We start from the raw sequence: 23,152 nt of genomic DNA, 5'->3' as shown, positions 1-23,152 counted from the left end.
CTCAACGCTCCCCTGCCGCGACACGGTCGAGCCACGCGCCAAGCGCAGCATTGAGCATGTCCGGCGTTTCGATGTACGACGCATGCCCCGCGCCTTCGATGATTTGCAGCGGCACACCCGCCACTCGGGCAATCGTCTCGCATGCCGCCGGCGGCGTGATGCCGTCCACGGCGCCCACCGCCACCGCGACCGGACCGGCGAGCGCGCTCACGTACTGCGCGAGTTCACCGGCAACGTCGCCGTTCGAGAGCAGATGCGTCGCCTGACGGTAACCGGCGGGCAACACGCGCGCCATGTTCCATTTCACCCACGCACGCGGCAGGTCCGCAGCGTCGGGCGCGACCAGATTGTCGCTGCGCTCGCGCGCCATGCCGTCCGGTCCGAGCTTGTCGAGCATCGCCAGACGGCTGTCGCGCTTCGATGCGCGCGCTTCCGGGTCGGCCTTGCCATACCCATTGGCCGGCGAGCACAGGAAAAGGCCGCGCACGCGTTGCGGCGCGCGGCTGGCAAACTTCGTCGCCATGATCGCGCCAAGCGAATGACCGACCAGGGCAACGCGATCCAGACCCAGAGCGTCGAGCCAGGCTTCGAGCGCATCGGCATAAGCCTCCGCGTGCGGTTCGGCCTCGGCAACGTTGGACGTCTCGCCATAGCCGGGCGCATCCCATGCGTACAGGGCGACGTCAAGGCCCGAGGCATCGAGCTGTGCCACCCACGACGCTGCGCCCGAGCCGATGCCATGCAGCATCACGACCGGGACATGCGCGTCATGCGCGTCATGCGCCTCGCTCGTGATTCCAGCGCAGCGATAGCCCACCGTGCCCACGCGCGTGGCGACGGTACGGTACGGGAAGGCGTCGAGGCGCGCACGCAGCGGCGCGACGACATCGTCGACTGGCACTTCGGACTGAATCGCTTGGGATGACATGGCTTTCCGGCTCTACGGATGGACGGCTTGACGTCTGATTTCGTGAATTCCTGCCGGCGCGGCATGCTGGCATGCCACGCCGGACTTCGGTCCGGCTTACTTCAGGTCGCGCTTGATCTTCGCGAGCGGCGAATCCGGCGGATACGTCGGCGTGACAGGCTTTTGCGAGCCGAGCATCACGCACATCAACGCGTCTTCGTCGCCGATGTTGATTTCGGTGCGGTACACGCCCGGCGGCACCGAGATCAGGTCGCGCTCGCCGAGAATGGCTTCCCACGTCTCACCGTCGCGCTCGCAGATCACCTTCATCTTTCCGCGCATCACGAAGAAGATTTCCTCGACGTCCATGTGGATATGGCTCGGGCCGATGTTGCCGGCGGGAATCACCATCGTGGAGAACGTGAAGTGACCGGCAGGCACTGTGTTGATGTCCTTGGCAACGCCGGTGCCGCCCGTGCCGACGTAGCGCATTTGCGCACGGCGGTATTTCGGGTCGTAGTCGGCCTGGAACTTGAGGGCGTCCCAGTCGTACTTGCGCGTCGAGAAACGGGCGACACGCGTATCCAGCCATTCGGCGAACGTCTGGCCTTCGGCCTGCGTCCAGCTCTCGACGGCCTGCGGTGTCGCGGTGTTTTTAGCTTCGGCTTGCGCCATGGCGTAACTCCTTGAAGGCATGACAAATGAGATGGGAATAGGAGCGGATCGTCAGGGCATGACGAAGCCGCCGTTGACCGGCAGCACCTGACCGGTCACGAAACGGGAAGCGTCGGACAGCAGGAACAGCACCGGGCCGATCACGTCGTCGGGCACCTGTGCGCGCGGCAAGGCGCGTCCTTCCAGGTAATGACGATGACGCTCGGCCGGCACGTAGGCCGTGGCTTCGACCTCGACGAGGCCCGGGGCAATCGCGTTGACGGTGATGCCGTCCGGGCCGAGTTCACGGGCCAGCGAACGCGTCATCGCCATCACGGCGCCTTTGCTCGCCGTGTAGGCGAGCAGGCGCGGCGCGCCCCACAGCGCGGTGTCGGACGCGATGTTCACGACACGGCCCTGCCCGGCAGCGCGCAGAAACGGCAACGCCGCCATCGTCATGAGCCACGTGCCGCGCACGTTGACGTTCATCACGGCGTCCCATGTCTCGAGGCTCAGCTCGGTGGCCATCTTGCCGCCCGAATTGGTGATCGCGCCGTTGTTGACGAGGCCGTCGATGCCGCCCATCTGCGTGCCGGCGGCCTGCGCGGCGGCTTGGACCGATGCCGGGTCCGACAGATCGACACGCACGAACGACACCGCATGGCCGGCGTTGCGCAATTCGGCGGCGAGCGCTTCGCCCGCCTGCGCCGCGATATCGGCAATCGTCACTTGTGCGCCGCGAGCGAGCGCCGCCCGCACGAAGCCTTCGCCGAGGCCGCGGGCGCCGCCGGTGATCAGCAGCTTCTTGCCGTCGAGCGGCGCGAGCGTGCTCGCATCGAGCGGGAGGATGGGCAGTTCGTTCACGATGAATTCCTTCCGACGTCGTATGCTCAGGCGATGTTCATCGAAGCACGCGGCACGTAATGCAGTGCGCGGCGCTCCAGCCAGACCACGGCGGCGTAGGCGGCGATACCGATGGCCGTCAGCCCGGCGATGGCGACGAACACCATCGCGGTATTGCCCTGGCCTTCGCCGTACACGAGCAAATAGCCCAGACCACGGTCGCCGCCGACGAGCTCGCCGACAGTCACACCGATCACGGCGAGCGTCGAGGCGATGCGCAGGCCGGCGAACAGCGCCTGCATGGCCGACGGAAACTCGACGAAGCGGAAGATCTGCCAGCGACGACCGCACAGCGCGCGCACCAGATTGACCATGTCCGGGTCGACCGAGCGCACCGCGCCCAGCACGTTGATCATCACGGGGAAGAACACGATCAGCACCGCGACGAGAATCTTCGGATAGATCGTGTAGCCCATCCACATCACGAACAGCGGCGCGAAGGCGACCTTCGGCGCAATCTGCAACGCGAGGATGTACGGCGAGAGCATGGCTTCGGTCGACGGCGACAAGCCGAGGATCACGCCGATCATCACGCCGAGCGCCGAGCCGATCACGAAACCGGCGACCACTTCGAGCGCAGTCACACCGATGTGCAGCCAGAGATTCTCGACCTCGAACATGCGCGCGCCTTCGACCACGGTCGACGACAACTTCGGCAACACGAACTCGGGCACGCCGAACGCGCTCGGGCCCCACTGCCATACGGCCGCGAAGATCAGCAGCAGCGCAAAGCTGCCGACGGTCAGTTGCGTTTTGGAAAGGGATTTCATAGCGGAGATTCCAGTGTCTTGTGCGTAACTAGCCGTGAGCGGCGATCAGCCGAGATGGTCGTCGCGACCGACCTTGAGCAGTTCCATCAGATGGGCGACGTATTCGTTCATGCCTGCCTGCTTGCGACGCTCGATCGGGTTGTCGCGATGCGGCAGATCGACGGTGATCTCTTCGATGATCGTGCCGGGGCGCTCGCTCATGACGAACACGCGATCCGACAGCGCGATCGCTTCCGCCAGGTCGTGGGTAATCATCAGCGCGGTCTTGCCTTCTGCGGCGAGCATTTGCGCGAGGTCCTGCTGGAGCACCATCTTGGTCTGTGCGTCGAGCGCGGAGAACGGCTCGTCCATGAGCAGGACGTCCGGCTCGATGGCCAGCGTGCGCGCGAGCGCGGCGCGCTGGCGCATGCCGCCCGAGAGCTGGTGCGGATAGTGATTCTCGAAACCCTTCAAATGGCAGCGCGCGAGCAACGCCTTGGCGACCTCGGCGCGCTCGGCCTTGTTGCGCCCGCGAATCTGCATGCCGAGTTCGACGTTCTTCTGAATCGAGCGCCACGGCATGAGCAGATCCTTTTGCAGCATGAACGCGACCTGTTGCGACGGGCCACGCACCGGCTTGCCCGCGAGCGTCACTTGTCCTTCGCTCGGCGCGTACAGCCCCGCGCCCATGTTGAGCAACGTGCTCTTGCCGCAGCCGCTCGGACCGATCAGGGAGACGAACTCACCGGCCTTGATGCCGATGGACACGTTCGTGACGGCCGTCATCTCGCCCTTGCCCTGGCGATTTTTGAACCGACGCGTCACGCCGCGATATTCGATGGCGAACGGCAACGGCGTTGCCGTCGCCTGCGCCTGCCGTGCGTCGGCATAGGCCTCGGCTACGTTTGCGTCCTTCAACTGAATCGACCTGAGCATGGGAAACCACCGAGTTTCTGGATGTTCAACTTGCTTCGGACAACCCGCGACGTCTGTTCACGATCACGGCTTGCCAGCCTGTCTTTCTCTTTCGCGCTTTTCTCGCGTTACGTTTCATTGGTGAAACGTTGATTTACTTATGGATCAATTATAGGGAGTGAAAAGCGGAGTCAAAATTGTTTTTTGCTTAGGGGAAACCCGTATCCAAAGGGTTGTGCGGGCGTTGAGCGGTATGCGACGCGGCTTGAGATCGAGTCCGAAGCCGGATCTGCGAACGAAAGCGAGGACGAAAGCGAGGACGAAAGCGAGGACGAAAGCGAGGACGAAAAAAACGCCGGTGGGCGAATGCCCGACCGGCGCGTCAAGAGAGACCACTGGGTGAAACGGTTGTGGGTCAGAACGAGTGATGCACGCCCGACATGATCACCAGTTGATTTGACGTCGACGACGGGCTGATCGTATTGATCGCCGTGACCGCGCCATTGCCGCTCGCGTGCTGATAAGCGCCGCTCACGTACACCTGCGTGCGCTTGGAGAACGCGTAGACATCGCCGAGGCTGACCTGCGTCCAGCGCTTGCCGGACATGTTGGTCGTGGCGGCGCCGAAGGTGATCGTGTTCGCCACGCTCGTCGCATAGTTCGCGCCAGCGTCGAATGCCTGATAGGTGTCGCTGTAGCCCGGCGACTGGAGCTTCACGCGCGTGTACAGGGCGTGCAGCAGCCACGGCCCAACGCCGTACGACACGCCGGCGCCCATGTTCTCGACGTTCGACGCGGCGTACGTGGCGACGGGCTGCCCCTGGAACGTGGCGCCGCCGAGCACCGCAACGTTCGGCGTGCGGTTGTTCTCGTTCGAGTACACCGCCGACGCCTTGAAGCCGCCGTTCGTGTAGTTCGCCGCCACGCTCCACTTGCGCCCGTTGGCGAAGTTGGCGTTGTTGCCGAACGAGATCATCGCGCCGGCCTTGAAGCCCTTGAAGTCCGGCGTGACGTAGCGCACCGAGTTATCGGTCTGCACGACGGAAGTGTTGGCCAGTTCGTCGAGGTTACCCGGGTGGAACATGTACCAGTTCATGCCCAGGTAGGCGGTGCTGAATGGGCCCAGCCAGTCGAAGTTGAAGCTGGTCATGTGACCGATGGTGACGGTGCCCATCTTGTCCGACTGCAAACCGACCCACGACTGGCGATTGAACATCGCGCCCGCCTTGAGCGTGTTCCCCGTGAGCGTCGAGAAGCCGTTCTCCAGCAGGAAGATCGCGCGATTGCCGCCGCCCAGATCTTCCACGCCGCGCAAGCCCCAGCGATCCGGCTGCGAGCCACCTTGCTGCGCGAGCCAGTTCGCGCTGCCGCCCTGATTGTTCACGAATGCCACGCCGGCATCCATGCTGCCGTACAGCGTCACGTTGCTCTGCGCGTGCGCAGCGACCGGCACGCCCGCGCCCAGCAGCATGGCTGCGGCCAGCGCCGTCATGCCCGGGATCCGCCCCATCGGAAACCGCTTCATCTGTGTACTCCTGTCGTTCGATGATTCGAGAACGATGGATACGTCTCGCGGCGCACGCTTCAATCCGCATTCGTCGGCCAGGCTCGACCAACGACACCCCTGCCCGGCGCCGTCAATGACGTTCCATCTGTGAAACATTGGATTACTTATGAAACCAACTGTGCAGAGCTTAGGCCAGGACACCCGAGACACTCGCAGCGGAGATGCACGAATTGATGGCGGCAAATTGGCGTGCTAACGCGTGCGCGTTGGTCCACTGGTGGACGTGTCAGCTTGGTGCGGCAAGGCACCGAACGTCCTGCCCGCGTTGCCGGAAGTCCCGACGGCTCGACATTTGCGGTGCGGACGACGCAATGTAAGCCGATCAGGATTTACCCGAGGGAGGCTTGCGAACTGCCGAATCAAAAACAATAATATTTGAACATTATGTTCATATTTGAACGTTTTATTTTTTCGATTCATTCCGATTCATCGCCTCTTTCGTCAAAGGATGTCCCCATGCAAGCTCCCCTCATCGGCATTAACGGTGCCGGCATCGGCGGTCTGGCCGCCGCCATCGGTTTGCTGCGCGCCGGATTTCGCGTGCGTGTCTATGAGCAGGCGGCGCAGTTCGCTCGCGTGGGCGCGGACATCAATCTGACGCCGAACGCCGTGCGTGCGCTCGACGGGCTGGGCGTCGGCGATGCGCTTCGCAAGACTGCGGCGCAGCCAAGTCATCGCATCAGCCGCACGTGGGATTCGGGCGAAGAGACCTCGCGTCTCGAAATGGCACAGACCGCGCAGACGAAGTACGGTGCGCCCCAGCTCACCATGCATCGCGCAGACCTGTTGCAGACATTGGAGCAGGCCGTGCCCGCCGAATCGATTGCGCTGGGCAAGAAGCTCGTGTCGTTCGAAGCGCCGGCCGCCGGTCAGACCGGCAGCATCCGACTGGCGTTTGCGGATGGCACCCATGACGAAGTTGACGTGCTCATCGGCGCGGACGGCATCCACTCGGTCGTGCGCACGGGGCTGTTCGGCAAGGAGTCGCCGGAGTTCACCGGCGTGGTGGCGTATCGCGCGGTGGTGCCCGCCGACAAGCTCGAGGGCGTGCCGAACCTGGGCGCCTTTACCAAGTGGTGGGGACCGAATCCGTCGAGCCAGATCGTGACGTTCCCGCTCAATCTCGGTCGCGATATCTTTGTGTTCGCAACAACGCCGCAGGACAGCTGGACGCTCGAATCGTGGACCGCGCCGGGCGATGTCGAAGAGTTGCGCGCCATGTACGCCGACTATCACGCCGAAGCACGGGCGCTGCTTGAAGCGTGCGATAGCGTGCTGAAGTCGGCGCTGTACGTGCGCGATCCGTTGCCGCAGTGGTCACGCGATCGTGTGTCGCTGCTGGGCGACGCCTGCCACCCGATGATGCCGTTCATGGCGCAAGGCGCGGGCATGGCCATCGAGGATGCTGTGGTACTGTCTCGCCACCTGACGCAAGCCGGTCCGGCTGCCAATGCCGCCGCGCTCGCCGATGCCCTCGCCAGGTACGAAGCGGCGCGTCGCGAGCGTACGGCACGCGTGCAGATCGGTTCGCGCGGCAATCAGTGGCTCAAGGAAGGCGGCAACGCCGACTGGGTCTACGAGTACGACGCGTGGCAGGTGCCGCTCGCCGCGTGATCGGGAAAGCGGTGTAGGGGCATGGGGGCGTTGGCGTCACACACTGAATGCCATGAATGCCGCGAATGCCCTGCTCCGGCCCTTCTATTTCAACGAATGGATTCGAACGCATGACCAAAGCAACGCCCGACGCCGCGCCGACCGACGCCACCGACACCACACAAGCGGGTCTCGTGACACCGGTCATGCGAGCGCTCAAGCTGCTGCGCTTCGTGGCAGACGGCGGCTCGACCGCCAACATGAGCGAGGTCGGACGCCGCATCGGCGTGAACCGCGTGACCGTCATGCGTCTGATCGAAACGTTGCAGTTCGAAGGCGTGCTCGAACCCCTGCCGCAGGGGGGCCATCGCCTCGGCCTGGGCTTTCTGAAGCTTGCCGCCAGTGCGCTCGCCAACGAAGACCATCTGGCGACGGCGCGGCGCGTGCTCACGCGCGTGACGAACGAAACCGGCTTGTCGAGCTATCTGACGGTGCTCGATGGCGCGCAGGTCCGTTACCTGTTGTGCGAGACGCCCGCCCTGCCGCTGGTGAGCAACATCCGCGCAGGCAGCCGCGTCACAGCGCATCTCACCGCCCCCGGTCGCTCGTTGCTGGCACATATGAGTCCCGAGCGCCGCCGCGCACTGCTCGGCCCGGAACCGCTGGCGGCCGCAACAGCCCAGAGCGCGCGCACGTATGCGGCGCTCGACGCACAGCTGGCCCGCGACCGCGAAGCCGGATGCGCCTGGAGTCAGGACGGCTTCGAAGCGGGCATCGACGCCTGCGCTGCCGCCGTGCTCGACGCGCATGGCAGACCGCTGGCGGCCATCAGCGTGGCCGGTCCGCGCACCCTGGTCGGCACCGACGCCGCCACGCGCGAGCGCACGTCACGCGTGGTCAAGTCCGGCGCAGCCGATCTTGCCGTGTTGCTGGCCGACGCACCGGCGTTTCTTGCTGCGGCAGAACGCACGTAATACCCGCAAACGCCCATCGCGCGCCGATGACCGCGACAGTCTGTCGCAGCCCTTTTACTTAATATCTTAATTAGAGTCGTCGCTCGACTGGCGTTTCCTGAAAGGTCGCGCCGGAAGCCTTTATTCATGAGGCTTTCGAGGCAGCGCATTCTTCGCAATTCATTGTTGCGCCGCGTGCGGTTACTCCTGCGGCGTGGTCGTCCTACCTTAGAGGCGTAGGCGGTGCCGGACTCGAAAGCGAGCTGGCCGACCACCAAGAAAAAGCAATGACAGGAGAAAAATCATGACCCGCACTCTTTCCCGCCTGATGATCGCCGCAACCCTTGCCGTGGCCGCCGTTCCGGCCGCCTTCGCAGGCACTGGCGGCAACGGTTATCCGAATGAAAACTTCTTCTGGCAATCGAGCGTGTACAGCGAACAGTTGGCAGTGCCGCGCGCTCAGGTGCGTCAGCAACTGATGAACGCGCAAGGCTCGCTCGTGCAGACCGACAGCCAGTATCCGGTCCTGAAGACCTACGGCACCCCGGTTGCCGGGCACGTGCAAGGCTCGACCGTGTTGATGAACTCGACTTATCGAGGCAATTGATCGACACCCGGCGCCCGGTCTTTGCCGGGCGTTGAAGCCTGAAGTGCCCCACACCCCGCATATTTCTGCGGGGTGTTTCTTTTTGGCATCCGGATCCTAACGACTGCTGCAATCGATGCCGTCGACACCATCGATGCCATCACTGAGATCTGCGGCATGTGCATGTCAGACCGCGAAGGCAGCGAGCTTACGCTCACCCAACGGCGTCACGCGCAACGCCCGTGCCTCACGCGTGGGTTCGAGCCATTTGGCGTCGAGGCAAGTCTCGAGCAACGCCGCCCCCAACGCGCCCCCAAGGTGCGGCTTGCGCTCACTCCAGTCGGGACACGTGCAGGCGAAGCGACGGCGACGTGCGCGGGCGGCCGTGAGATCGACACCGAGCGCGCCGAGCCCCCGGTCGCCGGCATCGGTGAGCGCGACCTCGCTGCCGTCGACACGAATCCAGCGACGCGCATGCATTCGCGCGAAGAGTTCGACGGCGATCTCTCCTGCAAGATGGTCGTAGCAGGTGCGCGCGTGGCGCAGCGGCACCGGCGTTGCGCGGCTCACCGGCACCGGGCGCGCACGCAACTCTCGCGTCGCGAGCACGGCGCTGGCAAGCGCCTCGATGGCGGCGGCGGTTTCCGGCGTGGCAATACGAAAATAGCGATGGCGGCCGCGCGATTCCTGCGCGAGCACACCACCGTCGACGAGTCGTGCGAGGTGCCCGCTGGCGCTCGATGGGGAAAGCCCGGCGACCAGCGCCAACTCGCCCGCGGGCCGGGCAGAGCCGTCCATCAATGCCCAAAGCATCGTCATGCGGCCAACGTCGGCCAGAAGTGCGGCGAGCGAACTCACGCCCGGCGTCGGATCGCGTGCGGTGTCCACGGCAGGACTCCTGTGAAGAACATGCAACGCAGTATAGGCCTCGCGATGCGTCCGATACTTCAGCACGCCATGAAACGTGCCGGTCGCCGAACGGCGCATGCTAACGACCATCGACACACGTTTTGAGGCCCTTCATCATGCCGGTCGCCGCTCCCGACTCATTCTCTGCACAGTCCAGTGCCGACGCGCCCCGCCACGCCCTGGATGCGGTCGTGCATCCCGATCCCTATCCGTATTACACGTCGCTCGCCGCGCACCGCCCGTTCGAGTTCGACGCGTCGCTCGGCCTGTGGGTGACGGCGGGCCCGCACGCCGTTGCCGAAGTGCTCCGGCATCCGGCCTGTGGCGTGCGCCCTGCCGGTGCGGTCGTTCCTGCGGCGCTGAGCCACGGACCGGCGGGCGCGTGGTTCGGTGCGCTCGTGCGCATGAACGACGGGGCCGCGCACGCCGCCATGAAGCCGTGGCTCAAGACCCGGCTCGCGGCACTGCCATCGGACCGCGACTCGCTCGCCAAATTGCACGAAGCCACGCAGGCCGCATGCGCCGATGCCTATCTCGCCTGCGGAAAAACGTCCGCCGCGCGTCTGGACGACTTCGTTTTTCGTCAGCCGATGTACGCGCTGGCGGCCTGGCTCGGTGTACCGTCTACCCAATGGACCGAGGTCCATGCAGACGTGCGCGAGCTGGTCGCCGCAATGGCCGAAGCTGCGCGTCCGTCTCCCCGCGAAGACGTGCTCGATGCTGGCCACACCGCGGCCACGGCGATGCGCAGCCGTGCGATTCGCTGGCTCGAAGCAGATGCGGTGCCCGGCACGTGGTTGCAGGAGACAGCCCGCAGCGCAGCGCGCAACGAAAGCGCCGACTTCAGCGCCCTCACGGCAAACATCGTCGGCCTCTTCACACAGACGCACGACGCCTGCGCCGGACTGATCGCCAACAGCGTGAGACGGTTCGCGCGCGGTGCGTCGATGACTGCATCGATGCGTGCGTCGGCGGCTGCCTCGATGGAGCGGTCGATGAGCGCTTCCCCTGCCGATCTTCGCGTCGCCATCAAAACCGTGAGCGACGTCATTCGCTTCGATCCGCCCGTGCAGAACACGCGCCGCTTTTTGCACACGTCGGCAGTCATTCACGGTCGGACGCTGGCCAAAGGGGACGTCATCCTCGTCGTGCTGGCGTCGGCCGTTCGGTCTCCCGACGAAGTGGGCGACATGAACGCGACCGACGACACCGCGTGGACGTTCGGTTTCGGCGCGCACGCGTGCCCGGGACGCACGCCTGCCAGCACGATCGCCGCTATCGGCGTCCACGCGATTCTCGGCGGCGGTGAAGACCTTGCGCCGCTGCGCAATGGCACGGCGTATCACCCACTGCCGAATGCGCGCATCGCCCGGTTTTCCGCGTAGCCACTGGCTTGCCGGGGAAACATCACCGTCAAAACCCACAGTGTTTTGTCTGATGGAACATATATTCCACCAGACAAAACAGAAGCGCCAAATCGAAAACCATGTAAACACAAGGCTTTGCAAGGGGGCGCGCCGCCGTCTCGGGATTTCGGGCAGGATGACGCTTTGCTTCTTTTGCCCGTTTGCCGTGCCTGCCGCGCCCTTAGACGCGCGACGGATGCGCGATCGTCTCTTCGCCGCCCTCATGTCCGACACACTCACCGACGGTATGCCCATGCCCGCAAGGCTGTGGGCCGTTGCCACCGTCATGCTTTCGATCTCGCTCTCGGTGCTCGACAGCGCGATTGCGAATGTCGCGCTGCCCACCATCGCGCGCGATCTGAATGCCAGCCCGGCGACGTCGATCTGGATCGTCAACGCCTATCAGCTCGCCATCACCATTTCGCTGCTGCCGCTCGCCGCGCTTGGCGAGATCGTGAGCTACCGACGCGTCTATACGGTCGGCCTCGCCCTTTTCACGCTCGCGTCGCTCGCGTGCGCGCTCTCCGACTCGCTGATGACGCTGACGCTCGCGCGTGTGGCGCAGGGCTTCGGCGCCGCCGGGATCATGAGTGTGAACACCGCGCTGGTGAAGGCGATCTATCCGTCGCGCTGGCTGGGACGCGGCGTCGCGCTCAATTCGCTCATCGTCGCGGTGTCCTCGGCCGCCGGACCGACGATTGCCGCCGGGATTCTCTCCATCGCCCACTGGCCGTGGCTCTTCGCGATCAACGTGCCGCTGGGCATCGTTGCCTTCGCCATTGCCGTGCGCTCGCTGCCCGACACCACGCGCGCTTCACACCCCTTCGACTGGACGGGGGCCGTGCTCAGTGCGCTGACGTTCGGGTTGCTCATCTCCGGCATCGATGCCTTCGGGCATGGTCAGGACCGTTGGCTCGTGGCCGTCGAACTCGTGGCGGCCGTCGTCATCGGCACGATCTTCGTGCGACGCCAACGTCGCCAGCCAGTGCCGTTGCTGCCCGTCGATCTGCTGCGCATCCCGATTTTCGGACTGTCGATCTGCACCTCGATGGCGTCGTTCTGCGCACAGATGCTGGCCTTCGTCTCACTGCCCTTCTTCCTTCAGGACACGCTCGGCTTCGATCATGTGCAGACCGGTATGCTGATGACGGCGTGGCCGCTCACCATCGTGGTCGTCGCCCCGGTCGCGGGTCGCCTGCTCGAGCATTACAAGCCCGGATTGCTGGGCGCCGTCGGGCTGGCGGCATTTGCCGTCGGTCTGCTCGCCCTGGGCTTGCTTCCCCAACATCCGAGCACGCTGGACATCGTCTGGCGCATGGCGATGTGCGGCTTCGGCTTCGGCCTGTTCCAGTCGCCCAACAATTACGCGATGCTCATGTCTGCGCCGAAGCACCGCAGCGGCGGCGCGAGCGGCATGCTCGGCACGGCGCGCCTGACCGGCCAGACGACGGGCGCCGCGCTCGTGGCGCTGGTATTCAGCGTTGCGCCGGAGGGTTTCGGCACTCGTGCGTCGCTCTACGTGGCGGCGGCGTTCGCGGCAGTTGCTGCCGTGGTCAGCAGCCTTCGTACGTTGCCGTCCGCCCAGCCGGACGCGACGTCGTCTCGCGGATGACCGTGCCCATTGACTACCGGCAAAGGCGACCGCCTTCTTCCGAAACGACCGGGCAATGTCGAGGCCAACGACAAGGCGCGTCGGACGCCCCGTGTGCGTTCATCCGGCCGGCCGTCCGGCCGTGCTACACTGCCGACCTTTTACGGCTCGCCCGCGCAAGCCGCAAATGCCATGAGTTTCTGCGCCATCGATTTCGGCACTTCGAATTCCGCCGTCGCCGTGCAAACCGGCGGCGCCATGCGTCTGGTCGAACTTGAAGCCGGCTACGGCACACTGCCCACGGCCGTGTTTTTCAATGCCGACGAAGGCGGACGCGCGTCATTCGGCCGTCAGGCCGTCGCCGATTACATCGACGGCTACGACGGGCGCCTCATGCGCTCGCTCAAAAGCCTGCTCGGCTCCTCCCTGATCGAAAGCACCACCGACCTCGGCAACGGCTCGGCGATGCGCTATATCGACATCATCGCCACATTCCTGCGTCACCTGCGCACGCATGCCCTGAAGGCCGACGGCGGCGATCTGCGTCAGGTCGTCATGGGCCGTCCGGTGTTCTTCGTCGACGACGACCCGAAAGCGGATGCCGCCGCGCAGCGCTCGCTCGAACAGAGCGCGCGCGACGTCGGTTTCGAGGACGTGCAATTCCAGTTCGAACCCATTGCGGCCGCCTTCGATTACGAGTCGCGGCTCATGCAGGAGCAGCAGGTGCTGGTGGTGGACATCGGCGGCGGCACGTCGGACTTCTCGCTCGTGCGCGTCGGCCCCGAACGTGCGCGCCGCCTGGAGCGCAAGGATGACGTGCTGGCCCACCACGGGGTGCACATCGCGGGGACGGACTTCGATCGCCGCATCGAACTCGCAACGATCCTGCGCGAACTCGGCTACAAGGCGCTCGGGCCGGACGGCAAGGAAGTGCCGAACCGCATTTACTTCGACCTGGCCACCTGGCACCTGATCAACACCGTCTACACACCCAGGCGCGCGGGCGAACTGGCGCTCACCGCGCATCTGTACGCCGATCCGGCGCATCACCGTCGTCTCATGCGCACGGTCGAGCAACGTCTCGGTCATGCACTGGTCGGTCATGCGGAAACGGCCAAGATCGACGTGTCGGCGGGCGGCGAAACGCGCATCGACCTCTCGGTGATCGAGCGCGACCTGAGCATTGCATTCTCGGAGACGGGGCTGGTAGAGGCCGTGAGCGACGAGATCGCGAGCATCACGACGGGTGCGGTGCATACGGCATCGCTCGCGGGCCTGCGAGCCGAAGACGTCGATGCGCTTTACTTCACCGGCGGCTCGACCGGGCTGCGCTGCCTGTCCGGTGCGATGTGCGCCGCGTTCCCGAAGGCGACGCCAGTCTTTGGCGATCGCCTCGCCAGCGTTGCGCTGGGACTTGGGATCCACGCGAAGCGGGTGTTTTCCTGACCCGTGGCATAGCGACGTCAGGCCCCAGGAAAAAAGCGCGCAACCGAAAGGTCAGCGCGCTTTTTTCGTCAGATGACACCGATCAGGCAAGCAGGATCAGCGGCATGCTCAGTCGCCGAAACACTGCTGCCGCCCGGTGAAATCACTGGAATGCGACTTCGTTGAAGCTGCGAAGTTTGCGGCTGTGCAGACGATCCAGACCGTTATCGCGCAACAGCTCCATCGCCTTCACGCCGATCTTCAGATGCTGATCGACACGCTCGCGATAGAAACGGTCGGCCATGCCGGGCAATTTCAGCTCGCCATGCAGCGGCTTGTCGCTCACGCAGAGCAAGGTGCCGTAAGGCACCCGGAACCGAAAGCCGTTTGCGGCAATCGTGGCGCTCTCCATATCGAGGGCAATCGCGCGGCTCTGGCTCATGCGCTGCACCGGCTCGCGGTGATCGCGCAATTCCCAGTTACGGTTATCGACCGTCACCACGGTACCCGTGCGCATCACACGCTTGAGTTCGAAGTCGTCCAGTTGCGTGACGTCCGCCACCGCACGCTCGAGCGCCACCTGCACTTCGGCCAGCGGCGGCACGGGCACCCACAGCGGCAGGTCGTCGTCGAGCACATGGTCCTCGCGCACGTAGCCGTGGGCGAGGCAGTAATCCCCCAATCGCTGAGAATTGCGCAGTCCGGCGCAGTGCCCGAGCATCACCCATGCGTGCGGACGCAGTACGGCGATGTGATCGGTAATGGTCTTGGCGTTGGACGGCCCGACCCCGATATTGACCATTGTGATGCCGGTGTTATCCGGGCGCACGAGGTGATAGGCAGGCATTTGCGGCAGCCGCGAGGGCGACGTCCCCACGGCGGCGCGTGCGGCGAGATTCTGGTTCCAGTGCGTGACGTTGCCCGGCTCCACGAATGCCGTGTACTGGCTGCGGTACTCGCGCAAAGCGGGGTCGTCGGTCGCGCTCATCAGCTCACGCCCCAGCTCGACGAACTCATCGATGTAGAACTGGTAGTTGGTGAACAGCACGTAGTTCTGGAAGTTCTCGGGCGATGTGGCCGTGTAGTGGCGCAGACGGTGCAACGAGTAATCGACACGCGGGGCCGTAAAGAGCGCTAGCGGCAGGATCTCGCCGGGCAGCGGGTCGCGTGTGCCATTGACAATGCTGTCGTCCATCTTGGCAAGGTCGGGCACGTCGAACACGGTGCGCATGGCGCGCAGGTGCGTCTGATCGAGATCGCCCTCGAGATAGACGCCGTCCTGATACGCAAAATGCACGGGAATCGGCTCGTCGGAGACGCCGACTTCGAAGGCCACGCCGTGGTTGTGCGCGAGCCGGCGAAGCTGCTCGATGTAGTAGTTCTCGAACAGATCGGGTCGTGTGACGGTGGTCTGGTAGCTTCCCGGGCCGGACACGAACCCGTACGACAGACGCTTGTCGAGCTGGGTAATGTCCTCGGTGGTGATACGAACGAACGGGTAATGCGCGCTCACGCGGCGCGCCTGATCTTTTTGACGGGAGAATTGCTCGAACGCCGAGCGCAGGTACGCTGTGTTGGCATCGTAAATCGTCTTCAGGTAGGCGACGGCTTCCACCGGATCCGTAATCGATCGGGTGGCATGGACCGGTTCTTGTTCGGACATGCGCAAACCTCTTCTGTCTTTTTCATGATCTCGAGTATGCGCCTATTGTGACACGACTGTACGACAACTGCGGGGCGCCGGAGCGCCCCGTCTGCCTGCCGAATACTTCTGCGACCGCCCGCTGGACTCAGTCTTCGAGCCGCATGCCGACCTTGAGCGTGACTTGCCAGTGAGCGACCTTGCCGTCTTCGATATGACCGCGCGTTTCCGTGATTTCGAACCAGTTCAGATTGCGCAATGTCTTGCTTGCGCGCTCGATGGCGCTCGTGACGGCATCGTCGATGGACTTGGTCGACGAGCCGGTCAGCTCGATTTGCTTGTACACGTGATTCGTCATGTCAGTCTCCGGGGTGGGTTTGGAGACTTCCCATGCTAGGCCCGTCCTACTGAGGCCGCAAGTCGGTGATATCCGACAAGTCGCCGTCGGGTGCGCCGATATAGGAAGCGGGAGGCGACGGCGGCGAGAGCGTGGAAGGGGAAGAGCGCTGAGCGGTCTCGCTCGTGCTTTGCGCACCGTCGAGCGCTTCACGGCGCAGGACCGCCGGGACGACGGTGTCGAGGGGCGTGGGCACGACATTGCTGAGATTGCGCCGCACCTTCTGCAGCAACTGCGTGAGCTGAACCGCTTCGAATGCCGTCAGGCCGTGCAACGCTTCATCGCGCACATCGTCCGACAGTTTGCGAGCGATCTGCAATTGCGCCACCGCCGCGCGCGTGACGAACAGACGCTCGATGCGCGGGTCTCGCGCGTCCAGGCGGCGACGCACCCAGCCGGCCTCCTCCATGCGCTCCAGCATGCGGGCGAGCGTGGGCGGCGGGGTCTCGAGAATGTCCGCAAGCACCGTCTGACTCACGCCTCGATTGACGGACAGATAGGCGAGCAAACGGCATTGGGCGCGCGTCATGGGCAACGTGCGCTGCGCAAACTGCTCGAAGCGGCGCCCGAACAGACGCTGAATGTCTGCTACGAGAAAGCCGAAACGTTGGGCGGAATCGGTCACTTTCATATGCCGCATTATGCTAAACATGTTTAGGGATATCAAGCGACCGAAGATTCGACGTCCGGCACATGCGGCGTCCTGCCTCTCGGGGCGCTCGGCTCGCCCTTGCACCGAATCGCCTGCGCCTGTCCCGGATCCGGCTGTCCGGCTGTGCAGCGAAATACCCCGGCAAGTCAGGCCGCCGCCGGCGTGCCGGAGCCCTGACCGCTGCCGTGACCGAGCCAGTCCAGCGCGCCTTCGCCTGCGGTCTCGGCCCCGGGGCCCGCACGACGGATCGCCACGCCTACGGCCAGTACGTCGATGGCCGCCAGATGCAGAATCCGCGCAATCATCGTGACGTGTGCGCCCATCGTCTCGACATGATCGTTAGGTAAAACGAGCGTCGCCTTGCGTGCGAGCGGCGAATTGCGCGCCGTGAGCGCAATCACTTTCGCGCCGCGCCCGAGCGCAATGTCGACCGCCCGGTTCAGGTCGGTCGAGCGTCCCGACGCGGAGATCGCGACGACCACGTCGTCTTCCCCGAGCAGCCCGGCGGATGCCTGCAACAGATACGGATCCCCATACGCGATGGTCGGCTTGCCGAAGCGGAAGAACTTGTAATGGGCGTCTTGCGCGATCACGCCGGAATTGCCCAGTCCGTAGAACTCGATGCGCCGCGCGCCATCGAGCAACGTCACGGCGGCCTCGACGGTGCGTGCATCGAGATGTTCCCGCATCTGCAGAATCGACGACACGGTGTTGTCGAGCACCTTCGCGCTGAATTCCGCCGCCGTATCGCCGACATGCACCTGTCCGTGACGCACCGGCAGCGTACCGGTCAACGCGCTCGCAAGCTTGAGCTTGAAGTCCGACAGTCCCTGACAGCCGAGCTTGCGGCAAAACCGGATGACCGTGGGCTGGCTGACGCGCGCGAGCCGTGCGATCTCCGCCACCGGCTCGGCGAGCAACGCGCGGGGCTGCTTGAGGGTGAGTTCGGCAACGCGCTGCTCCGCAGGACTCAGGCGGTCGCGCAGACGATGCAGACGATCGATCAACGCGCCCGCGCCGAGCGCATGCGAGCCGAGTTGTTCGGCAAGCATCGCCGACGTTCCGAGGAACGCCGGATGATCGGCGGTAATGACATAGGTGGGGATCTTTTTGAGATACGCCTCGAAGCGCCCTTTCGCCTCGAAGCGCTGACGAAACGGCGAGTCCTCGAACAACTTGCCGAGCTTGGGTATCACGCCACCGCCCAGATAGACGCCCCCCACCGCACCGAGGGATACGGCGACGTTGCCTGCCAGCGTGCCGAGCATCGCGCAGAAACAATCGACGGTCTCGCGCGCGAGCTTGTCGCCCGCTTGCGCCAGTCCGACGATCGCCGGGGTCTCCAGCGCAACGACGCGCGTGCCGTTGCGCTCGGCCAGCGCCTGATAGACCAGCGCCATGCCGGGACCGGCGACGAGGCGCTCGAAAGAGACATGCGCAAAGTGCTTCCACGCGTATCGCAACACGTCGATTTCGCGCTCATCGGCGGGGGCGAACGTGGTGTGTCCGCCTTCGCTGCCCAGTGCAATCCAGCGATCTCCTGCGGGAATCAGGCCGGAGACGCCGACACCGGTGCCCGGCCCCAACAAACCCAACACACCATTCGGGCGCGCCTCACCGCCGCCGACCTGATACTTCTGCGCGGGCGTCAGATAAGGCAACGCCATCGCCAGGGCCGTAAAATCGTTGACGACCAGCAGCGTCTCGAAACGCAGCGCGCGGCGCGTGGCTTCGATGGAGAAATGCCAGTCGCGATTCGTCATGCGAATCTCGTCGCCTTCGATCGGATTGGCGATGGCGATGGCCGCGTGTTGCACCGGTTCCGCGTGATCGGCTTCGTCGAGGTAAGCGCGGATCACTTCGGGCACCCCGGCGTAATCGTCACAGGCGTAGTCACGAATTTCGACGAGATCGCCCGGCGCGATCTCCAGCGCAAACCGGGCGTTGGTGCCGCCAATGTCGGCCAGCAATCGCGGGCCGCTCAGGTGTGGCGGGTTACTCCTCACTCCAGAAGACATCGATCTTGACTCCTTCGAGGTGGATCAGGCGCGAGATGGCGTTGTCCTGCTCGTTGGCCTGCGCCGCTTCGAGCACCGCGCGCTTGGCCGGGCCCTGAATCTGCAGGATGAGCTTGTCGCACGCCGCGAGCGCGGCGAGCGACCACGACACGCGCTGGTATGGCGCGTGCCGGGGCTGCACGAGAACGAACTTGTCGTGGGTCGTGATGGCCTCGCGCCACTGCGGCGCGTCGGCAAAGAGCGACGCCGTGTGACCGTCCTCGCCCATGCCCAGCACGCAGACTTGCGGCACGCCGTGCGTCCACGTGCTGTTGAGCGTGCGCACCTGCAATTCGGCGGACGTCGACGTATCGACAAGCGGCAGCCAGCGCGCCCCAGTGGCGCCGGGCAGCAGTGTCTCGGCAACCAGACGCGCGTTGCTGTCGGCGTGCTCGGCGGGCAACCAGCGGTCGTCGACCAGCGTGATGTCGACGTCACGCCATGCGACCGGCAAGCGGGCGAGCTGCGCCAGGAAGGCTTTGGGACTGGTGCCGCCCGATACCGCCAGCAAGGCGCGGCGTCGAATCGTCAGGACTTCGTCTATGCCGGCCACGACGGCATTGGCCAATGCGTGCGCCTGCGCGTCGCGCGTGGGAAAGGTTCGCCAGTGAATCATGCGTGTCTGCCTCCGTTGCATGGCGGTGGACGGATGCACCGGGCGCGCGTGTGCCGATGCAACGCTGCGTCCCGGCCGTGCTTGTCGGGAACGTTGCGGGGATCGATCAGTTGTCCTCTTCGACCCAGCTTCTGCCGTACTGCGCGAGCAGGGCGCTCGCAGCGGGTGGCCCCCATGTGCCGGCGGCGTAGCGCTTGGGTCCCTTGTGCTGGCGCGACCAGTACGCCTGAACCGGCGCGACCCAGCGCCATGCCTGCTCCTGTTCGTCACGCCGCACGAAGAGCGCAAGGCGACCGTTGATGACGTCGAGCAACAGGCGCTCGTACGCATCCATGCGGTGTCCCTTGAAGAACTGGTCGAACGCGAGATCCAGGTGAACGGATTGCAGTGTCATGCCTTCGCCGGGCTGCTTGGCCAGACAGTACAAACGAATCGACTCGTTCGGTTGCAACCGGATCACCAGGCGATTCACGCCAGGTTGCGCCGTGGCTTCGCCGAGCAACGGATACGGGGTCGCGCGATAGTTGACGACGATCTCCGCCACCCGCTCGCCCAGACGCTTGCCCGTGCGCAGGAAGAACGGCACGCCTGCCCACCGCCAGTTGTCGATGTCGGCCTTGAGCGCGACGAACGTTTCCGTCTGGCTGTCGGACGGCACGCCGGGCTCGTCCGTATAGGCGGGCACGGCCGCCTTGCCGATCGCCCCGCCGCCGTACTGGCCGCGCACCACATTACGCGCGACGCTCTCGTCGTCCAGTTGCCGCAACGAGCGCAACACGCGCATCTTTTCGTCGCGCACGGCGTCGGCATCCATCGACAGCGGCGGCTCCATGGCAACGATCGCGAGCAGTTGCAGCAAGTGGTTCTGCACCATGTCGCGCAGCGCGCCGGTCTGTTCGTAGAACTCGCCGCGGCCTTCGACACCGATCTCCTCGGCAATCGTGATCTGAATGCTGTCGATCAGCTCGCGACGCCACAGCGGCTCGAAGATCGCATTGCCGAAACGAAGTGCGAGCAGGTTCTGCACCGCCTCTTTGCCGAGGTAATGATCGATGCGGTAAATCTGGTCTTCGCGGAAGATCGCGCCTACGGCGTCGTTGATCGCTTCGGATGACGCCAGATCGTGGCCGAGCGGCTTTTCGAGCACGATACGGCTGTTTTCGTTGAGTCTGGCGCTGCGCAGCCCTTCGCAAATGGGAATGAACAGCGACGGACCGGTGGCCAGATAGAAGATGCGCACGCCCGGACGCTTTGCCAGACGCTCGGCCAGCACGCCGAATTCGGCTTCGCGACCGAGATCGAGCGGCATGTAGTCGATGGTCGCGAGAAAGCGCTGCCAGGCGCCCTCGTCCCAGACATCGGGTTTGATGTGCTTGCGCACGTGCTCCTCGCACCACGCGTGATATCCGGCAGCATCCATCGGCTTGCGGGCGATGGCGAGAATGCGGCCAGCGTCCGAGGCGTGTTCCGGGCCCAACTGCCCGGTACGGAATGCGCGGAACAGCGAGGGAAGGACCTTGCGCAACGACAAATCGCCGGTGGCGCCGAACAACACAAAGGTATAGGGTGAAGGCGTGTTCATGAGAAGACGTCCACGTGTCACTGGGAAGGCGCAACTTTGACACTGCATTGTAGTTTAACTACACTGCAAATCAACAAAATCTCGTGCTTTGACTACATCGACGGCGATGCAACCATGACCCAGTTCTCGCACAACGTGTCCCTGCATCCGGTGGTACAACGCGTGACCGAGCGCCTGATCGAGCGCAGCCGGTCGTCCCGTCAGGCATATCTCGAAGGCGTGGCGCGCGCCACACAGGGACAGCCCGGGCGCGAAAAGATCGGCTGCGCCAATCTGGCCCATGCGCTGGCGGCTGCGCCCGCCGACGATCGTCTCAAGATCCGCGCCGAGCGCATTCCCAACATCGGTATCGTCACGGCCTACAACGACATGCTGTCGGCGCACGCGCCGTTTGCCGAATTCCCCGACATCATCAAGTCCGCCGCCCGCGCGCATGGCGCGAGTGCGCAGGTCGCAGGCGGCGTGCCCGCCATGTGCGACGGCGTGACGCAAGGGTATGCGGGCATGGAGCTCTCGCTGTTCTCGCGAGATGTGATTGCAATGGCCTCGGTTGTCGCGCTCTCGCATCAGATGTTCGACGCGGCCATGTTCCTCGGCGTGTGTGACAAGATCGTGCCGGGTCTGGTCATCGCCGCGCAGGCGTTCGGGCATCTGCCCGCCGTATTCAGCCCCGCAGGCCCGATGCCTTCGGGCCTGCCCAACGACGAGAAGTCGCGCATCCGGCAGGAATACGCTGCCGGGCGGGTGACCCGTGCGGCGCTGCTCGACGCCGAACTCTCCGCTTATCACACCGAAGGCACCTGCACCTTTTACGGTACGGCCAACAGCAATCAGATGCTCATGGAATTCATGGGCCTGCACTTGCCGGGGTCGTCGTTCGTCAATCCGCACACCCCGCTGCGTCACGCACTGACGCAGGCCGCCACCGCCCGCGCCGTGGCGCTCGCGAAGTCCGGCATCAACACCTCGCAAATTCTCGACGAGCGGGCCTTCGTCAACGGCGTGGTCGGCCTGCTCGCCACCGGTGGCTCCACCAATCACACGCTGCATCTCGTTGCAATGGCGCACGCGGGCGGCATTCTGCTCGACTGGCAGGACTTCGCCGAACTGTCTGACGTCACGCCGCTGCTCGCACACGTCTACCCGAGCGGCAAGGCCGACGTGAATCAGTTCCACGCAGCAGGTGGCCTGAGCTTCCTCATCCGTGAACTGCTCGACGCGGGATTCCTGCACAACGACGTGACCACCGTCATGGGGCATGGCTTGCGCGCCTACACGCAGGAAGCCTTTCTGCGCGACGACGTACTGTCGTGGCAGGACGCGCCCGCGCAGAGTCTCGACGAGAGCATCGTGCGTCCGGCCTCGCGCCCCTTCGCACCGGAAGGCGGCTTGCGCATGCTGGCCGGCAACCTCGGGCGTGCCGTGATCAAGTCGTCTGCCGTGAAACCCGAACATCAGAAGGTGCGCGCGCCGGCGCGCGTGTTCTCGGACCAGGAATCGGCGCAAGCGGCGTTCAAGGCCGGCGAGCTCACACGCGACGTCGTGGTGGTCGTGCGCTTCCAGGGTCCGCGCGCGAACGGCATGCCTGAACTGCACAAACTCATGCCGATGCTGGGTTTGCTGCAGGACGAAGGCCATCATGTGGCGCTCGTGACCGACGGGCGCATGTCGGGCGCGTCCGGCAAGGTACCCGCAGCCATCCACCTGTCACCGGAAGCGGAACTCGGCGGCATGCTCGCGCGCGTGCAGGATGGCGACATCATCACCATCGACTGCGAGACGAACACGCTGGCCTGCGAAGTCGACGATGCCACGCTCGCCGCGCGAACGCCGGCGCCCGTGCCGCAACGACCCTTCGACCCGTGGCGCAACCTCTTCGCGCTGTTTCGCAACAACGTCGGCGCGGCCCCACACGGCGCGTGCGTGCTGTTCAACGACGCACAGTATCCGAAGCAGGACTGACTTCATCGCATCGATGGCAGGGGCAATGAAGGGCAATGAAGGCGTCGAAATCTTGACGCCTTTTTTACCCGCGCCTCCCTAGACTG

The 23,152-nt window shown here is 64.8% G+C and carries 20 protein-coding genes; 7 read left to right on the top strand and 13 right to left on the bottom strand.

Annotated elements, in window-relative coordinates; translation table 11 throughout:
* Position 1 precedes the first annotated feature (1 nt).
* The 6 genes from UC34_RS05915 to UC34_RS05890 all read right to left on the bottom strand — a co-directional run bounded on the left by UC34_RS05915 (position 2) and on the right by UC34_RS05890 (position 5,620).
* Positions 2 to 928, bottom strand: coding sequence for an alpha/beta fold hydrolase (locus tag UC34_RS05915; RefSeq protein ID WP_084070386.1), 927 nt, complete (start codon positions 926 to 928; stop codon positions 2 to 4).
* A gap of 96 nt (positions 929 to 1,024) precedes the next feature.
* Entirely contained in the window at positions 1,025 to 1,582 is a 558-nt protein-coding gene (locus UC34_RS05910; RefSeq protein ID WP_044454625.1) for a cupin domain-containing protein, read from the bottom strand.
* 51 nt (positions 1,583 to 1,633) lie between these two features.
* Complete coding sequence (locus tag UC34_RS05905) at positions 1,634 to 2,425, bottom strand: SDR family oxidoreductase (protein WP_084070385.1); 792 nt, start codon at positions 2,423 to 2,425, stop codon at positions 1,634 to 1,636.
* 26 nt (positions 2,426 to 2,451) lie between these two features.
* Positions 2,452 to 3,234, bottom strand: coding sequence for an ABC transporter permease (locus UC34_RS05900; RefSeq protein WP_044454623.1), 783 nt, complete (start codon positions 3,232 to 3,234; stop codon positions 2,452 to 2,454).
* 45 nt (positions 3,235 to 3,279) lie between these two features.
* Positions 3,280 to 4,149: an ABC transporter ATP-binding protein gene (locus tag UC34_RS05895; RefSeq protein WP_150626100.1), complete on the bottom strand. Its 870-nt coding sequence runs from the start codon at positions 4,147 to 4,149 to the stop codon at positions 3,280 to 3,282.
* A gap of 394 nt (positions 4,150 to 4,543) precedes the next feature.
* Positions 4,544 to 5,620, bottom strand: a complete 1,077-nt coding sequence (locus tag UC34_RS05890) for a porin (RefSeq protein ID WP_044457804.1) — start codon at positions 5,618 to 5,620, stop codon at positions 4,544 to 4,546.
* A gap of 531 nt (positions 5,621 to 6,151) precedes the next feature.
* Between UC34_RS05890 and UC34_RS05885 the strand changes: the two genes are divergently transcribed.
* From UC34_RS05885 to UC34_RS05875, 3 genes are all read left to right on the top strand, one after another.
* Positions 6,152 to 7,309, top strand: a complete 1,158-nt coding sequence (locus UC34_RS05885; protein ID WP_044454621.1) for an FAD-dependent monooxygenase — start codon at positions 6,152 to 6,154, stop codon at positions 7,307 to 7,309.
* A gap of 110 nt (positions 7,310 to 7,419) precedes the next feature.
* Positions 7,420 to 8,262 (top strand): IclR family transcriptional regulator, encoded by an 843-nt coding sequence (locus tag UC34_RS05880; RefSeq protein WP_044454619.1) that lies wholly within the window; start codon positions 7,420 to 7,422, stop codon positions 8,260 to 8,262.
* Between the two features lie 283 nt (positions 8,263 to 8,545).
* Positions 8,546 to 8,848 carry a DUF4148 domain-containing protein gene (locus UC34_RS05875; protein ID WP_157123047.1) on the top strand — a complete coding sequence of 101 codons (303 nt, stop codon included), beginning with the start codon at positions 8,546 to 8,548 and terminating at the stop codon, positions 8,846 to 8,848.
* A gap of 165 nt (positions 8,849 to 9,013) precedes the next feature.
* On the opposite strand, the gene UC34_RS05870 is transcribed toward UC34_RS05875, so the two are convergent.
* Positions 9,014 to 9,646: an ArsR/SmtB family transcription factor gene (locus tag UC34_RS05870; RefSeq protein WP_044457803.1), complete on the bottom strand. Its 633-nt coding sequence runs from the start codon at positions 9,644 to 9,646 to the stop codon at positions 9,014 to 9,016.
* A gap of 281 nt (positions 9,647 to 9,927) precedes the next feature.
* On the opposite strand from UC34_RS05870, the gene UC34_RS05865 reads away from it, so the two are divergent.
* The 3 genes from UC34_RS05865 (at position 9,928) to UC34_RS05855 (ending at position 14,179) form a co-directional block, all read left to right on the top strand.
* Entirely contained in the window at positions 9,928 to 11,121 is a 1,194-nt protein-coding gene (locus tag UC34_RS05865) for a cytochrome P450 (RefSeq protein WP_167370637.1), read from the top strand.
* 217 nt (positions 11,122 to 11,338) lie between these two features.
* Positions 11,339 to 12,754, top strand: a complete 1,416-nt coding sequence (locus tag UC34_RS05860) for an MFS transporter (RefSeq protein ID WP_218919558.1) — start codon at positions 11,339 to 11,341, stop codon at positions 12,752 to 12,754.
* A 171-nt stretch (positions 12,755 to 12,925) separates the two neighbouring features.
* Positions 12,926 to 14,179, top strand: coding sequence for an Hsp70 family protein (locus tag UC34_RS05855; RefSeq protein ID WP_044457800.1), 1,254 nt, complete (start codon positions 12,926 to 12,928; stop codon positions 14,177 to 14,179).
* 142 nt (positions 14,180 to 14,321) lie between these two features.
* On the opposite strand, the gene UC34_RS05850 is transcribed toward UC34_RS05855, so the two are convergent.
* From UC34_RS05850 to zwf, 6 genes are all read right to left on the bottom strand, one after another.
* A complete protein-coding gene (locus tag UC34_RS05850) occupies positions 14,322 to 15,821 on the bottom strand; it encodes an AMP nucleosidase (RefSeq protein WP_044454615.1) in 1,500 nt (499 codons plus the stop codon).
* Between the two features lie 127 nt (positions 15,822 to 15,948).
* Entirely contained in the window at positions 15,949 to 16,158 is a 210-nt protein-coding gene (locus UC34_RS05845; protein WP_044454613.1) for a dodecin, read from the bottom strand.
* A 46-nt stretch (positions 16,159 to 16,204) separates the two neighbouring features.
* Positions 16,205 to 16,828, bottom strand: coding sequence for a MarR family winged helix-turn-helix transcriptional regulator (locus UC34_RS05840; protein WP_052810911.1), 624 nt, complete (start codon positions 16,826 to 16,828; stop codon positions 16,205 to 16,207).
* Positions 16,829 to 16,995: 167 nt separating this feature from the next.
* Positions 16,996 to 18,867: a bifunctional transcriptional regulator/glucokinase gene (locus UC34_RS05835; RefSeq protein ID WP_044454611.1), complete on the bottom strand. Its 1,872-nt coding sequence runs from the start codon at positions 18,865 to 18,867 to the stop codon at positions 16,996 to 16,998.
* Positions 18,845 to 19,522: a 6-phosphogluconolactonase gene (pgl, locus tag UC34_RS05830; RefSeq protein WP_044457798.1), complete on the bottom strand. Its 678-nt coding sequence runs from the start codon at positions 19,520 to 19,522 to the stop codon at positions 18,845 to 18,847. Before pgl ends, UC34_RS05835 begins: the two co-directional genes overlap by 23 nt.
* 106 nt (positions 19,523 to 19,628) lie before the next feature.
* Complete coding sequence (zwf, locus tag UC34_RS05825) at positions 19,629 to 21,104, bottom strand: glucose-6-phosphate dehydrogenase (protein ID WP_044454609.1); 1,476 nt, start codon at positions 21,102 to 21,104, stop codon at positions 19,629 to 19,631.
* A 114-nt stretch (positions 21,105 to 21,218) separates the two neighbouring features.
* Here zwf and edd point away from each other — a divergent pair, with 114 nt between their 5' ends.
* Positions 21,219 to 23,066 (top strand): phosphogluconate dehydratase, encoded by a 1,848-nt coding sequence (gene edd / locus UC34_RS05820; protein ID WP_174556760.1) that lies wholly within the window; start codon positions 21,219 to 21,221, stop codon positions 23,064 to 23,066.
* Positions 23,067 to 23,152: the final 86 nt, after the last annotated feature.

The sequence above is a fragment of the Pandoraea vervacti genome (genome assembly GCF_000934605.2).
Classification (GTDB): domain Bacteria; phylum Pseudomonadota; class Gammaproteobacteria; order Burkholderiales; family Burkholderiaceae; genus Pandoraea; species Pandoraea vervacti.
This window is presented reverse-complemented; position numbering and strand designations above follow the sequence as displayed.